General features: G+C 62.3%; 11 protein-coding genes. 10 read left to right on the top strand and 1 reads right to left on the bottom strand.

What is annotated here, in order from left to right; genetic code table 11:
- Nucleotides 1-44 precede the first annotated feature (44 nt).
- Entirely contained in the window at nt 45-1,199 is a 1,155-nt protein-coding gene (locus F4U94_RS05165) for a hypothetical protein (RefSeq protein WP_120252060.1), read from the top strand.
- Here the strand turns inward: F4U94_RS05165 and F4U94_RS05160 are convergent.
- Entirely contained in the window at nt 1,184-2,599 is a 1,416-nt protein-coding gene (locus F4U94_RS05160; RefSeq protein ID WP_120250096.1) for a helix-turn-helix domain-containing protein, read from the bottom strand. The genes F4U94_RS05165 and F4U94_RS05160 overlap by 16 nt on opposite strands.
- 191 nt (nt 2,600-2,790) lie before the next feature.
- On the opposite strand from F4U94_RS05160, the gene F4U94_RS05155 reads away from it, so the two are divergent.
- The 9 genes from F4U94_RS05155 (at nt 2,791) to F4U94_RS05115 (ending at nt 13,737) form a co-directional block, all read left to right on the top strand.
- On the top strand, nt 2,791-4,323 hold the full coding sequence (locus F4U94_RS05155) for an acyl-CoA carboxylase subunit beta (protein ID WP_150411856.1): 1,533 nt from the start codon (nt 2,791-2,793) through the stop codon (nt 4,321-4,323).
- Nucleotides 4,324-4,435: 112 nt separating this feature from the next.
- Nucleotides 4,436-4,873 carry a methylmalonyl-CoA epimerase gene (gene mce / locus F4U94_RS05150; RefSeq protein ID WP_120250098.1) on the top strand — a complete coding sequence of 146 codons (438 nt, stop codon included), beginning with the start codon at nt 4,436-4,438 and terminating at the stop codon, nt 4,871-4,873.
- A 107-nt stretch (nt 4,874-4,980) separates the two neighbouring features.
- Complete coding sequence (scpA, locus tag F4U94_RS05145; RefSeq protein ID WP_120250099.1) at nt 4,981-7,134, top strand: methylmalonyl-CoA mutase; 2,154 nt, start codon at nt 4,981-4,983, stop codon at nt 7,132-7,134.
- 69 nt (nt 7,135-7,203) lie between these two features.
- Nucleotides 7,204-8,202 carry a biotin synthase BioB gene (bioB, locus tag F4U94_RS05140; RefSeq protein ID WP_232015947.1) on the top strand — a complete coding sequence of 333 codons (999 nt, stop codon included), beginning with the start codon at nt 7,204-7,206 and terminating at the stop codon, nt 8,200-8,202.
- 318 nt (nt 8,203-8,520) lie between these two features.
- The gene (locus F4U94_RS05135; protein WP_120250101.1) at nt 8,521-10,521 is read left to right on the top strand and encodes an acetyl-CoA carboxylase biotin carboxylase subunit; all 2,001 of its coding nucleotides are present in this window, start codon (nt 8,521-8,523) and stop codon (nt 10,519-10,521) included.
- 81 nt (nt 10,522-10,602) lie between these two features.
- The gene (locus tag F4U94_RS05130; protein WP_120250102.1) at nt 10,603-11,466 is read left to right on the top strand and encodes a class I SAM-dependent methyltransferase; all 864 of its coding nucleotides are present in this window, start codon (nt 10,603-10,605) and stop codon (nt 11,464-11,466) included.
- 10 nt (nt 11,467-11,476) lie between these two features.
- Nucleotides 11,477-11,848 (top strand): tRNA-binding protein, encoded by a 372-nt coding sequence (locus F4U94_RS05125; RefSeq protein WP_120250103.1) that lies wholly within the window; start codon nt 11,477-11,479, stop codon nt 11,846-11,848.
- Between the two features lie 136 nt (nt 11,849-11,984).
- Nucleotides 11,985-13,574, top strand: a complete 1,590-nt coding sequence (locus F4U94_RS05120; RefSeq protein ID WP_120250104.1) for an MFS transporter — start codon at nt 11,985-11,987, stop codon at nt 13,572-13,574.
- A gap of 13 nt (nt 13,575-13,587) precedes the next feature.
- The gene (locus tag F4U94_RS05115; protein ID WP_120250105.1) at nt 13,588-13,737 is read left to right on the top strand and encodes a DUF2256 domain-containing protein; all 150 of its coding nucleotides are present in this window, start codon (nt 13,588-13,590) and stop codon (nt 13,735-13,737) included.
- The last annotated feature ends 4 nt before the right edge of the window (nt 13,738-13,741 follow it).

The raw sequence follows: 13,741 nt of genomic DNA, 5'->3' as shown, positions 1-13,741 counted from the left end.
CTGCGCATCATACAGTCTTCCAATAGACTGATGGAGTGATGCAGATGATCGGCCTTTTGCTTTTCTTACAGTTTCCCAGCGATATTGTCGTGACGGGACAACGTTTGAGGGAAGTCCAGGCTGAATGCGCAAAAGGTGGCTGCACACCGTTGCGCGATGCGCAGGCCACGATCGCGCTGGCAGAGGTCGATTTCCGCGATGGGGCGTATCTGGCTGCCAAGAAGCTGTTGGCGGCGGCGGCGGCGAGAAACAAGCGGCATGCCGCCGAAGCGCCCCGCGCCGTTGCGGCCATTTATGAAGCCTATGCTACCGTCGCCCTGCACGATGGCGACAGGAATAACTATCAACGTGCGGTGCGTAATCAGGTGCAGACGCTACGCAATTATTTGCCCGCTGACGATGTGGCGAACATTAGCGCATCGACGGCTTTGGGCGATATGTGGATGAAGATCGACAATTATCGGCAGGCTGAGATTACCTTTCGTGGTGTGGAGACATCCTCATTGACGGCTGGGCAGGACCGTACCGCCATGCTGGCTGGGATGAAACGGATATGGCTGCTCAATGCCATGGGGCGTAATCAGGAGGTCGCGGCCAAACTGGCTGAACTGGAAAGACGGCCATTGGCGCAGCAACCCGGTTTCAGGACCGCTTTACAAGTGCTTCGCCTACGAATTGCGGCCCGCAAGGCGGATGGAAAGGAAATCGACAAGATGTTGGCCGCGATCGGCCCACAAGGCCCGGAACCTGTCCTGATCCTCTCTCCGACCTATGAGAAGAGTGTGACAGAAGCGGTGAACGCAATCGCGGGCAAGTTCGATCTGACGACTGCGGTACAGAGAACGGGATCCGATTTCGATCCCACCGCATGGGCGGACATCGGCTTTTGGATCCGGCCTGACGGGCAAACGGACGATGTCGAGATTTTGCGAGGTTCCACAAACGCGCAATGGGCAGCGCCGGCGCTGGCGCAGGTTGCGGCGCGTCGATACTCCTCGGTAGTCGATGAATCCGGGGCAGGCCAAGGGCGATATCGTGTCGAACGTTTTACGCGCCGGAGTGCCTATTCGCAGGGTAATGGAAGCCTGATTCGCCGCCGTTATGCCATCGGCGGCTATGAAGTGCTGGACCTGACCGGCCCGCCTGCCGCTCTGCCGAAAGACGAGGCCGCGCCGGATGCTTCTCACCCGATCCAGTAAGGCACGATCTGGCGATTGTCCGGGTCGACATGGATGGGGCGGTCGGCCGGCGGGAAGGCGCGCTGGTCACAGCTTTGGCGGGGGCACAGGCGGCAAGTGATGCCGATCGGGGTCGCTGCGCCTTCCTCCGCCAGATGCAGGCCATCGGCATAGACGAAGTTGGCGGCATGGGCGACTTCGCAGCCCAGCACCACGGCATAGCGGCGCGGGGTGCGCTTGTAGCTGCCCGAGGGTTTCACCAACCCCTTGGCCATGGACACATAGCGCACGCCGTCGGGCGTTTCGCCGAGCTGGACGTTGATGCGGTCGGGGACGGCCACTGCCTCATGAACGTTCCAGAGCGGGCAGGCGCCGCCGAAGCGGGCGAATTGCAGGCGGGTGGCGCTGTGGCGCTTGGTGATGTTACCGGCCATGTCGACGCGACAGAAAAAGAAGGGGATGCCCCGCAGGCCGGGCCGTTGCAGCGTGGAGAGGCGATGGCAGGCCTGTTCGAAGCTGACGCCGAAAGTCCGGGCGATCCGATCGATATCGTGGCGCATCGTCCGCGCCGCTTCGCGAAAGGCGGCATAGGGCAGCAGCAGCGCGCCCGCCGCATAATTGCCAAGGCCGATCGCCAGCAATCGGTCGGCGCCGGGAACCGGCAGGGCGGCTTTCTTCACCACGTCGGCGATCACCGCCTGCCCCTCCAGCATCATCAATTGATGGGCGAGCATGAACTTGCGGCTTTCGGTCGGCAGCGCCGCGTTGATGAACAGCTTGCGTTCCGCCGGGCGATAGGCCCGCAGCGCGCTGTCGGGGGTATCGGCGATCAACGTCTCGATGCCATGGCGACGGGCCAGCGCCTCCACCAGCATGCCTTCGTCCAGCACCTGCCCCTGGGTGAAGCTTTCCGCCATCTCCTCGGCCAGGCAGTCGAGCGCGTGGACATAGTTGCCGGCCTCATGGAACCAGTCGCGGGCGGCTTCCCATGGAAGGCGGGCCTGCACCTCATGATCGTTGGCGATCGCCTCCTCGATCATGTTGATGCGTTCGTTGGCACGCATATGCGCATTGTAGAGATCGACATAGCGCGCCGCGAATTCGGGGAATTGCAGGTGCAGTTTCTCGATCCGCTCCGGCTCCATCTGGTTCCCCGGCAGTTCGGGATGGCCCAGCGCATAGGTGAAGGCGCCTAGGAGCTGCTCCTCCTCCCGGCTATCGAAACTGGCCCAGTCGGTGGGGAAGGCGCTGGCGAGCGCGGCCTTGACCTTGGCAGTCAGGGGACGATCGTCATTTTCCATCTGCGAAAGATAGGATACGGATATGCCCAGTGCCTGCGCCATCGTCGCCTGGTCCATCCGATGGTCCAGACGAAGCTGGCGCAGGCGAGGACCTGCGAAGATGCGGTTGCCGCGTGCCATATAGTCTTCCCTGCCTGCGCGTTCGATTACTGGACCCCGGCCTTCGCCGGAGTCCGGAACGGCGCTGAACTCCGTTCCTAATTTGCGAAGTCGCGATTTGCAAATTAGCAAATTTACATTTGCGAACTGGGCTTGGGGCTGGGTAGGGGAAGGGCAAGGCGGCCGCTGCCGCACATGGGAGAGATGTAGGAATGTCGAAGCTCGCCATCATCGAACAGCTGGAAGCCAAGCGGGAGGCTGCGCGCCTTGGCGGCGGACAGCGGCGGATCGACGCCCAGCACGGAAAGGGCAAGCTGACCGCGCGGGAGCGGTTGGACGTGCTGCTGGACGAGGACAGCTTCGAAGAGCTGGACATGTATGTCGAGCATAATTGCGTCGATTTCGACATGAATGCGCAGCATATTCCGGGCGACGGGGTCGTCACCGGATCGGGCACGATCAACGGCCGGCTGGTGTTCGTGTTCAGCCAGGATTTCACCGTCTATGGCGGCGCGGTGTCGGAACGGCACGCGATGAAGATCTGCAAGATCATGGATATGGCGCTGAAGGTCGGCGCGCCGGTCATCGGCCTGAATGACAGCGGCGGCGCGCGCATTCAGGAAGGCGTCGCGTCGCTGGCGGGCTATGCCGAGATTTTCCAGCGCAATGTGCTGGCCAGCGGCGTGGTGCCGCAGATCAGCGTCATCATGGGGCCATGCGCGGGCGGGGCGGTCTATTCACCCGCCATGACCGACTTCATCTTCATGGTGAAGGACAGCAGCTTCATGTTCGTGACCGGGCCGGATGTGGTCAAGACGGTGACGAACGAAGTCGTCACGCAGGAGGAACTGGGCGGCGCGGTGACGCATACGACCAAGTCCGGCGTGGCGGACGTGGCGTTCGAAAATGATATCGAGGCTTTGCTGGCGACCCGCGATTTCGTGGACTTCCTGCCCGCGTCCAACAAAGAGCCGGTGCCCGAACGGCCGAGCGCGGACCCGTGGGACCGGATCGAACCGAGCCTGGACACGCTGATCCCGGCCAATGCCAACCAGCCCTATGATATGCACGAACTGATCCGCAAGGTGGTGGACGAGGGCGATTTCTTCGAAGTGCAGCCCGCCCATGCCGGGAATATCCTGTGCGGCTTCGGCCGGGTCGAGGGCAAGACGGTGGGCATCATCGCCAACCAGCCGATGGTGCTGGCAGGGGTGCTGGACATTAATTCGTCCAAGAAGGCGGGGCGGTTCGTGCGCTTCTGCGACGCGTTCGAGATACCGATCGTGACCTTCGTGGACGTGCCGGGCTTCCTGCCGGGGACGGCGCAGGAACATAGCGGCATCATCAAGCATGGCGCGAAACTGCTGTTCGCCTATGCCGAAGCGACCGTGCCCAAAATCACCGTCATCACGCGCAAGGCCTATGGCGGCGCCTATGACGTCATGAGTTCAAAGCATCTGCGCGGCGATTTGAACTATGCCTGGCCGACCGCGGAAATCGCGGTAATGGGCGCGAAGGGCGCGGTGGAGATCATTTTCCGGGGCAAGACGGCGGACGAGATCGCCGAGAAGACCAAGGAATATGAGGACCGCTTCGCCAACCCGTTCGTCGCGGCGAGCAAGGGCTTCATCGACGAGGTGATCCAGCCGCATTCGACGCGGAAGCGGATTGCGCTGGGCCTGCGCAAGCTCAAGAACAAAGCGCTGGAGAACCCGTGGAAGAAGCATGACAATATTCCGCTTTGAGCAATGACGTCATCCCCGTGAAGACGGGGATCCATCTCCAGACCTCACCCTTGGAGATGGCTTGGGAGATGGATTCCCGCCTGCGCGGGAATGACGAGGATAGGATGAAGTGATGAAACTCGGCCGTCTCAACCATATCGGGATCGCGACGCCTTCGCTGGAGGCGAGCCTTGCCTATTATCGCGACGTGATGGGCGCGGCGATCGTGCATGAACCGTTCGACCTGCCCGCGCAGGGGGTGAAGGTGTGTTTCGTCGATACGCCGGGTGAAAATGGCACCCATGGCACGCAGATCGAGCTGATCGAGCCGCTGGGCGAAAACTCGCCCATCCATGGCTTCATCGCCAAGAACCCGGCCGGTGGACAGCACCATATGTGCTACGAAGTGCCGGACATTCATGCAGCCAAGGCCTGGTTCGAGAAGTTGGGCAAGAGGGTGCTGGGCGAACCGCGTATCGGTGCGCATGGCACGCCAATCTTTTTCGTGCACCCCAGGGATATGAACGGGGTGCTGACCGAGATCATGGAAACGCTGAAAGAGGCGCACTGAATTTCGTCACCCCGGACTTGATCCGGGGCCCGCTGTTTTCGTCCCGCTCGCAGAAGAAGCGGGATGCCGGATCAAGTCTGGCATGACGAATGGGTAGGATGATAGTTATGACCGACAAGCCGACATTGGACCAGTGGGCCGCCGCTGCCGCCAAGGAAGTGAAGGGCAAGGATCTGAACTGGGATACCCCCGAAGGTATTCAGGTGAAGCCGCTCTATACGGCCGAGGATGTGACCGTCGATCCGGGCCTGCCGGGCTTCGCGCCGTTCACGCGGGGCGTGCGCGCCTCCATGTATGCGGGGCGGCCATGGACCGTGCGGCAATATGCGGGCTTTTCGACGGCGGAGGAATCCAACGCATTCTATCGCCGCAATCTGGCGGCCGGGCAGAAAGGGCTGTCCGTCGCGTTCGACCTGGCCACCCATCGCGGTTATGACAGCGACCATCCCCGCGTGACGGGCGACGTGGGCAAGGCGGGCGTGGCGATCGACACGATCGAGGATATGAAGATCCTGTTCGACGGCATTCCGCTCGACAAGATGTCGGTCAGCATGACCATGAACGGCGCGATCATCCCGGTGCTGGCCTTCTTCATCGTCGCGGGCGAGGAACAGGGGGTCGATCGCAAGCTGCTCGACGGGACGGTCCAGAACGACATTCTCAAGGAGTTCATGGTCCGCAACACCTATATCTACCCGCCCGAACCCTCCATGCGGATCATCAGCGACATTTTCGGCTATACGTCGCGGGAAATGCCCAAGTTCAACAGCATCTCCATTTCCGGCTATCATATGCAGGAAGCGGGCGCGACGCAGGTGCAGGAACTGGCCTTCACCATCGCCGACGGCATCGAATATGCGCGCTATGGCATGGCAAGCGGGCTGGACATCGACAATTTTGCCGGGCGGTTGAGCTTCTTTTTTGCGATCGGCATGAATTTCTTCATGGAGATCGCCAAGCTGCGCGCCGCCCGCGTGCTGTGGCACCGCGCCATGACCAAGCTGGGCGCTCAGAGCGAGCGCAGCAAGATGCTGCGCACCCATTGCCAGACCAGCGGCGTATCGCTGACCGAGCAGGATCCGTATAACAACGTCATGCGCACCACGATCGAGGCGATGGCCGCGATGCTTGGGGGCACGCAGTCGCTGCACACCAATGCCCTGGACGAGGCGATCGCGCTGCCGACGGATTTTTCCGCCCGGATTGCGCGCAACACCCAGATCGTCATTCAGGAAGAGACGGGCATGTGCAATGTCGTCGATCCGCTGGGTGGCAGTTACTATGTAGAGAGCCTGACGCAGCAACTGGTGGACGCCGCGCAGGAGATTATCGACCGGGTCGAAAGCGAAGGCGGCATGGCGAAGGCCGTGGCGGCGGGATGGCCCAAGGCGATGATCGAAACGGCAGCAGCAGCGCGGCAGGCGCGGGTCGATCGCGCCGAAGACGTGATCGTGGGCGTCAACAAATATCGGCTGGCGAACGAGGATTTGCTGGAAACACTGGATATCGACAATGCCAAGGTGCGCGAGGCGCAGATCGCCCGCATCAACCGGGTCAAGGCGGAGCGTGACGAGGAAAAGTGTCAGGCCGCGTTGCAGGCGCTGCGCGATGCCGCCGCCGCGCCGCAATCGATCGAGACAAACCTTCTGGCTCATGCGGTGGAAGCGGCGCGCGCCCGCGCCACGCTGGGCGAAATCTCCTCCGCCATGGAGGATAGTTTCCAGCGCTACGGCACGCAGCCGACGCCGGTGAAGGGCGTCTATGCGGCGCCCTATGCCGGCGACAGTCGCTGGCAACAGGTTCTCGACGGCGTGCAGGCCGTCGAACGGCGCCTCGGTCGTAAACCCAAATTGCTCGTCGCAAAAATGGGACAGGATGGCCACGACCGGGGCGCCAACATCATCGCATCGGCCTTTGGCGATCTGGGGTTCGACGTCGTGTCCGGCCCCTTGTTCCAGACGCCCGAGGAAACGGTGGTGCTGGCGCTGGACAGCGGCGTCGATGTAGTGGGCGCGTCCAGCCTTGCGGCGGGGCACAAAACCTTGATCCCCGAACTCATCAATCGGCTGCGGGAAAAGGGGCGCACCGACATCAAGGTGATCGCCGGTGGCGTCATCCCGCCGCAGGATTACGACTATCTTCGTGACGCCGGGGTTCAGGGCATTTATGGGCCGGGTTCCAACGTCGTGGAGTGCGCTGCCGATGTGCTGCGCCTGCTCGGCCACAATATGCCCCCTGCCGGGCTGGAGGAAGCTGCTTGACCCGTAATTCTGCCTTTTGTGTCGTCGATGGATCGTTTATAGATTTCGTCAGACAATCGGAGGATGCCCATGTTTGACGCTCGCAACGACTGGACCCGTGAGGAAATCGCGGCGCTGTTCGATCTGCCCTTCAACGATCTGATGTTCGAAGCGCAATCGATCCACCGCAACAATTTCCCGCGCAACGAAGTGCAACTGTCCACCTTGTTGTCGATCAAGACCGGCGGTTGTCCGGAGGATTGCGGCTATTGCAATCAGTCGGCGTCGGCGGAAAGCGGCCTGAAAGCCGAAAAGCTGATGAGTGTGCAGGCCGTGATGCAGGCAGCAGCGCAGGCCAAGGACGCGGGCTCCTCGCGTTTCTGCATGGGCGCGGCCTGGCGCAACCCCAAGGAGCGCGACATGCCCGCCATCGTCCAGATGGTGAAGGGCGTGCGCCAGATGGGCATGGAAACCTGCATGACTTTGGGTATGCTGGACGAAAAGCAGGCCAAGACATTGGCCGATGCGGGCCTCGATTATTACAACCATAATATCGACACCTCGCCCGAACATTATGAGAAGGTCATCACCACCCGGACGTTTGACGATCGCTTGGTGACGCTGGAAAATGTCCGCAATTCGGGCATCAACGTGTGCAGCGGCGGGATCGTCGGCATGGGCGAAACGCGCGAGGATCGCGTCGGCTTCCTGCACGCGCTGGCCGTGCTGCCGGCCCATCCGCAGAGCGTACCGATCAACGCGCTGGTCCCGGTCAAGGGCACGGTGCTGGGCAATATGCTGGCCGACACGCCGCTCGCCAAGATCGACGAGATCGAATTCGTGCGCACGGTCGCGGTAGCGCGGATCGTGATGCCGGAAAGTATGGTGCGGTTGTCGGCCGGGCGCGAGAGCATGTCGGATAGCTGCCAGGCGCTCTGCTTCATGGCGGGCGCGAACAGCATCTTCACCGGCGACAAGCTGCTGACCACGGCCAATGCGGGCGACAATGCGGATGCCGCGCTCTTCGCGAAGCTGGGCGTCGTGCCGATGCAGGCCGAAGTGAAGGTCGAGATGGAAGCGGCCGAGTGAAATCAGCGCTCCCCTTCGTCACCATGGACTTGATCCGGGGCCCCGCTTCTTCTCTGCCGTCGCGCGAAAAGACAGCGGGATGCCGGATAAAGTCCGGCATGACGGGGTGGGGTGGGGCGCCGGAGGGATGATCCATTATGCCTCCCTCCGTCATGCTGGTCTTGGTTCAGCATCCATCGCGTCTCCGGGCGCGATGCGACGTGTGGAGGAATGAACCCTGAAACAAGTTCAGGGTGACGATTGGAAATAGAAAGGCTGACGGGCGTCGAGAAATGTCGCCCGCACGCCCGATAGGATAGGACTGGGACAGGAATTATAATGGCAATCACCAAGATCCTGATCGCGAACCGTGGCGAAATTGCGTGCCGGGTCATGCGGACGGCCAAGAAAATGGGCATCAAGACCGTCGCGGTCTATTCCGATGCCGATGCGCGGGCGCCCCATGTTTTGATGGCCGACGAGGCTGTGCATATCGGCCCTTCGCCCGCCGCCCAATCCTATCTGATCGCCGACAAGATCATCGACGCCTGCAAGCAGACCGGCGCCGATGCGGTACATCCGGGCTACGGCTTCCTCTCCGAGCGGGAGAGCTTTCGCAAGGCGCTGGACGCGGAGGGGATCATCTTCGTGGGGCCGCCCGCCAACGCGATCGCCGCGATGGGTGACAAGATCGAGTCCAAGAAGCTGGCATTGGAAGCGGGCGTCAACGTCGTGCCGGGCTATGTTGGCGTGATCGACGATACCGAACATGCCGTAAAGATCTCCAATGAGATCGGCTATCCCGTGATGATGAAGGCGTCGGCGGGCGGCGGCGGCAAGGGGATGCGCCTCGCCTATAGCGAACAGGATGTCCGCGAAGGCTTTGAGGCGACCAAGCGCGAGGGGCTGAACAGCTTCGGCGACGACCGCGTCTTCATCGAGAAGTTCATCGAAAGCCCGCGCCATATCGAAATTCAGGTGCTGGGCGACCAGCATGGCAATATCGTCTATCTCAACGAACGCGAATGTTCGATCCAGCGCCGCCACCAGAAGGTGGTAGAGGAAGCGCCGTCCCCCTTCGTGTCGCCCGAAATGCGCAGGAAGATGGGCGAACAATGCGTCGCTCTGGCGCGGGCAGTCGGCTATTTCAGCGCCGGCACGGTCGAACTTATCGTCAGCGGTGAGGACAAGACCGGGGACGGCTTCTACTTCCTGGAAATGAACACCCGGTTGCAGGTGGAGCATCCCGTCACCGAGGAAATCACCGGCGTCGATCTGGTCGAACAGATGATCCGCGTGGCCAATGGCGAGGCGCTTTCGTTCGGGCAGGCTGACGTCAAAATCAACGGCTGGTCGATCGAAAACCGCGTCTATGCCGAAGATCCCTATCGGGGCTTCCTGCCGTCGACCGGTCGCCTGATCCGCTATAACCCGCCCGAAACCGGGAAGGATGACAATGGCGCGCTGATCCGTGTCGATGACGGCGTGGAAGAGGGGGGCGAAGTCTCCATCTTCTACGATCCGATGATCGCCAAGCTCATCACCTGGGCGCCAACCCGCCTCGAAGCCATCGACAAGCAGATCGAGGCGCTCGACAAGTTTGAGATTGAAGGGCCGGGCCACAATATCGATTTCGTGTCCGCGCTGATGCAGCATGAGCGGTTCCGGTCGGGCAATATCACCACCGGCTTCATCGCGGAGGAATATCCCGACGGGTTCCAGGGCGCCCCTGCTTCGGCCGAACTGCTGGTGAGGCTGTCGGCGATCGGCGCCTTTGCCGCCATGGCGCAAGCCGACAGGGCACGCCGGATCGACGGACAATTGGGCAAGCGCCTCGCGCCGCCGACCGGCTGGCAGGTGAAGATCGGGGACACCATCCATGATGTCGTAATCGACGGCGACGAGGTGACGGTCGATGGTCAGGCCATCGACATGGCGCTGGAATATACGCCCGGCGACCGTTTGATCGAAGCGGAGTTTGGCGCGGAGGATCTGGCGGTGCGGATCGCGCCGGTGCGATCCGGCTTCGTGCTGACGGCGCATGGGGCGAGCCATCGCCTGCGCATCCTGTCTGCCCATGCCGCGCCGCATGCGCAGCATATGATCGAAAAGATCCCGCCGGACCTGTCGCGCTACCTGATCTGCCCGATGCCCGGCTTGCTCGTCGCGCTGCATGTGGCGGAGGGCGACAAGGTCGAAGCCGGCCAGCCGCTGGCGGTGATCGAAGCGATGAAGATGGAAAATATCCTGCGCGCGCAAAAGACGGGCGTGGTGAAGAGCGTGTCGGCGGCGCAGGGCGAAAGCCTGCCGGTGGACGCCATCATCCTTGAAATGGAATAATCGCCTTATTGCGAAATTCTCGCAATAGCCTTGTCTTTCCGCATTTCGCCGCCATGGTGGAATGCGGAAAGCGAGGGCAGAATGACGCAAAGCATAACCGCACCATCGGCCACCATGAATGCGGTCGGATGGACCGGCGCCAATGGTGATGTCTGGGCGCTGGAGTGGGAGCGGACCGACCGCAGCTTCATCGCCCTGTCGGCGGAACTCGACCGGACCATAAGCGACGCCATGGCGGGCAGGTCGGCTGCGGTGGCCGATGTGGGATGCGGCGCGGGCGGAACCGCGCTGGCGGCGGCGCGCGCCAATGCGAACGCGCAGCTTACAGGCATCGATATTTCACCGGCACTGATTGCAGTCGCGCAGGCACGGGCGGCCGCCGCCCCCAATGTCCGCTTCATCGTGGCGCCGGTGGAACAAGCCATCGATGATGCCGGGCCGTTCGACCTGATCGTCTCGCGCCATGGCGTGATGTTCTTCGACGATCCGGCGGATGCCTTCACCCGATTGCGCGCGGCGACGCGACCGGGCGGGCGATTGATCTTTTCCTGCTTCCGCGCCGCACCGCTCAATGGCTGGGCGCGCGACATGATGACCGCCGTCGGCGAAACGCCGCCCGTAAAAGCAGGCTACATCCCCGGTCCCTTCGCCTTCGCCGATGAGGCTTTCGTGCGCGATCTGCTCGCCCATGCAGGATGGTCGGATATCGAGGCGCACCCGGTCGATTTCCCCTATCGCGCCGGCGGCGGTGACGATCCGGTGGCCGATGCCGTCAGCTTCTTCAGCCGGATCGGACCGGCCGCGCGGGCGCTCAAGCTGGCCGATCCGGCGGACCGCGCTTCGATCCTCGAACGCGTGGCCACACTATGCCGCGCGCGATTGCAGGATGGCCATGTGGACTTTCCGGCCGCGGCCTGGATATGGTCGGCGCGCAATCCATATTGAGGGCCGCCCGATGCACCTGTCCCATGATCCCGCCGCGCCGGTGAGCGACATGATCGGCTTCGACGATTTCCTGAAGGTCGACATAAGGGTCGGCACGATCATCTCGGCCGATCCCTTTCCGGAGGCGCGCAAGCCGGCCTACAAACTGCTCATCGATTTCGGCCCGGCGATCGGCCAGAAACGATCGAGCGCACAAATTACCGAAAATCATGCGCTGCAGGATCTGCCGGGGCGGCAGATTGCCGCCGTCGTCAACTTCCCCCCGCGCCAGATCGGCAAGTTCATGTCGCAGGTTCTGACATTGGGCTTCGCCGACGAGGTCGGCGCCGTCACCCTCTTCGCGCCCGACAAGCCGGTGCCGAACGGAGCGCGATTGTTCTGACGGGAAGGCCTGTCCTATCGCCATCCTTCCTGCGATAAAGGCGCGGCCGGGTAGAGGCGATGATGGACATAAGATTTCCTACTCCCGCATGATAATGTCAGGAATTGCGGGAAATGTGCGAAGTTAAGGGGGCGGGATGACGGCGGCGGTGGGCGATACATATGTGATGGATGCGAAGCGGGACCGGCTGGTCATCACCGCGTCCGCGCTGGGCACCGTGTTCGAATGGTATGATTTCTATATCTATGGCGTGCTGGCGCCGATCATCGGGCGGACCTTCTTTCCGACCGACAATCCGACCGTCGAACTGCTCTACACGCTGGCGGGCTTTGCGATCGGCTTTGCGTTTCGGCCGATCGGGGCGGTGCTGTTCGGCTATCTGGGCGATCGGCTGGGGCGGAAATATACATTTCTGGCGACCATCATCCTGATGGGCCTGGCGACGGCGGGCGTAGGACTGACACCGGCGGCGGCCAGCATCGGCGTGGCGGCGCCGATCATCCTCATCGCGCTGCGGATCGCGCAGGGGCTGGCACTGGGCGGCGAATATGGCGGCGCGGCGATCTATGTCGCGGAACATGCCCCGCCGGGCAAGCGCGGCTTCTATACCAGCTTCATCCAGGCCGGTGTGATCGGCGGATTTATCCTGTCGCTGATCGTCGTGGTCGGCACGCAAGCGATCGTGGGGCAGGCGGTGTGGGACGCATGGGGATGGCGTATCCCCTTCATCTTCTCGCTCGCGCTGCTGGCGATTTCTTTGTGGATGCGATTGATGCTGCGCGAAAGCCCGGTGTTCCTGGCGATGAAGAAGGCGGGGACGCAGGCCAAGAACCCAATTCTGGAAGCCTTTACCGCGCCGGGCAACAAGAAACGGATGTTCGTCGCGATGATCGGCATCGCGGCGGGCTTTACCGTCATCGCCTATACGGTGATGTTTCAGGCGCTCTATTTCCTGCAAAACGGCCTGCATGTCGCGGCGGGTGTGGCGCAATTGCTGGTCGGCGGCAGCGCCTTCATCGGCATGGGGGCCTTCATCTTCTTCGGCTGGCTGTCGGACAGGATCGGGCGCAAGAAGCCGATCGTGATCGGCTATGCGCTGGTGCTGCTGCTGGCATTGCCGCTCTATCAGTTCATGGGCGCGACCGCCAATCCGGGGCTGGTGCAGGCATCGGAGCGGGCGCCGGTGGTGGTGAGCGGTCCCGATTGCCGTTTCGACCCCTTCGCCAAGATACAGCCGACCGCCTGCGGCAAGTTGCTCGACCATTTTTCCAAGCGCGGCATTCCCTATGACAAGCGGGAGGGCGCGGTGCCGGCGGTGGCGATCGGCGGCACCGCGGTGGCGGATCTGAGCAGTGACGGGCTGGACGCGGCGCTGAAGCGGCAGGGCTATGATTTCGGCGCGGTGACGCCCGACTGGCCCCGCGCAATGATGGTCTTTGCCGCGTTGCTGCTGCTCTGGACATTGTCGGGCGCGACCTATGGGCCGGTCGCGGCCTTGCTGTCGGAATATTTTCCGGCGCGCATCCGCTATTCGTCGCTATCCATCCCCTACCATATCGGCACTGGCTATTTCGGCGGTTTCCTGCCGCTGGTCAGCCAATATATCGTCGCGCGAACGGGCAATCCCTATGCCGGATTGTGGTACACGCTGGCGATCGTCGCGCTGGCGCTGGTCACCTGTCTGGTGGCTTTGCCGGAAACGAAGGATCGGTCGCTCGACGCATAAGGGATTGAAACGGATGCCACGCGGAGTCGCTAAACGGGATCTGCCGACGAAGACCTGCCCGGTGTGCCAGCGCCCCTTTGCCTGGCGGAAGAAGTGGGAACGTGACTGGGACAATGTCGTCTATTGTTCCGACCGCTGCCGGAGCGCCGGCAAAAAGGGCTGATAAA

The sequence above is a fragment of the Sphingobium limneticum genome (genome assembly GCF_008710155.1).
In the GTDB taxonomy this organism is placed as follows: domain Bacteria; phylum Pseudomonadota; class Alphaproteobacteria; order Sphingomonadales; family Sphingomonadaceae; genus Sphingobium; species Sphingobium limneticum.
Note: the sequence above shows the minus strand (reverse complement) of the source record. Positions and strands in the feature narration are given on the sequence as shown.

Bases quoted from the DNA above. Each gene is read 5' to 3' on its own strand.
- F4U94_RS05165 (WP_120252060.1), top strand. From the start codon at position 45: ATGATCGGCCTTTTGCTTTTCTTACAGTTTCCCAGCGATATTGTCGTG.
- F4U94_RS05160 (WP_120250096.1), bottom strand. From the start codon at position 2,599: ATGGCACGCGGCAACCGCATCTTCGCAGGTCCTCGCCTGCGCCAGCTT.
- F4U94_RS05155 (WP_150411856.1), top strand. From the start codon at position 2,791: ATGTCGAAGCTCGCCATCATCGAACAGCTGGAAGCCAAGCGGGAGGCT.
- mce (WP_120250098.1), top strand. From the start codon at position 4,436: ATGAAACTCGGCCGTCTCAACCATATCGGGATCGCGACGCCTTCGCTG.
- scpA (WP_120250099.1), top strand. From the start codon at position 4,981: ATGACCGACAAGCCGACATTGGACCAGTGGGCCGCCGCTGCCGCCAAG.
- bioB (WP_232015947.1), top strand. From the start codon at position 7,204: ATGTTTGACGCTCGCAACGACTGGACCCGTGAGGAAATCGCGGCGCTG.
- F4U94_RS05135 (WP_120250101.1), top strand. From the start codon at position 8,521: ATGGCAATCACCAAGATCCTGATCGCGAACCGTGGCGAAATTGCGTGC.
- F4U94_RS05130 (WP_120250102.1), top strand. From the start codon at position 10,603: ATGACGCAAAGCATAACCGCACCATCGGCCACCATGAATGCGGTCGGA.
- F4U94_RS05125 (WP_120250103.1), top strand. From the start codon at position 11,477: ATGCACCTGTCCCATGATCCCGCCGCGCCGGTGAGCGACATGATCGGC.
- F4U94_RS05120 (WP_120250104.1), top strand. From the start codon at position 11,985: ATGACGGCGGCGGTGGGCGATACATATGTGATGGATGCGAAGCGGGAC.
- F4U94_RS05115 (WP_120250105.1), top strand. From the start codon at position 13,588: ATGCCACGCGGAGTCGCTAAACGGGATCTGCCGACGAAGACCTGCCCG.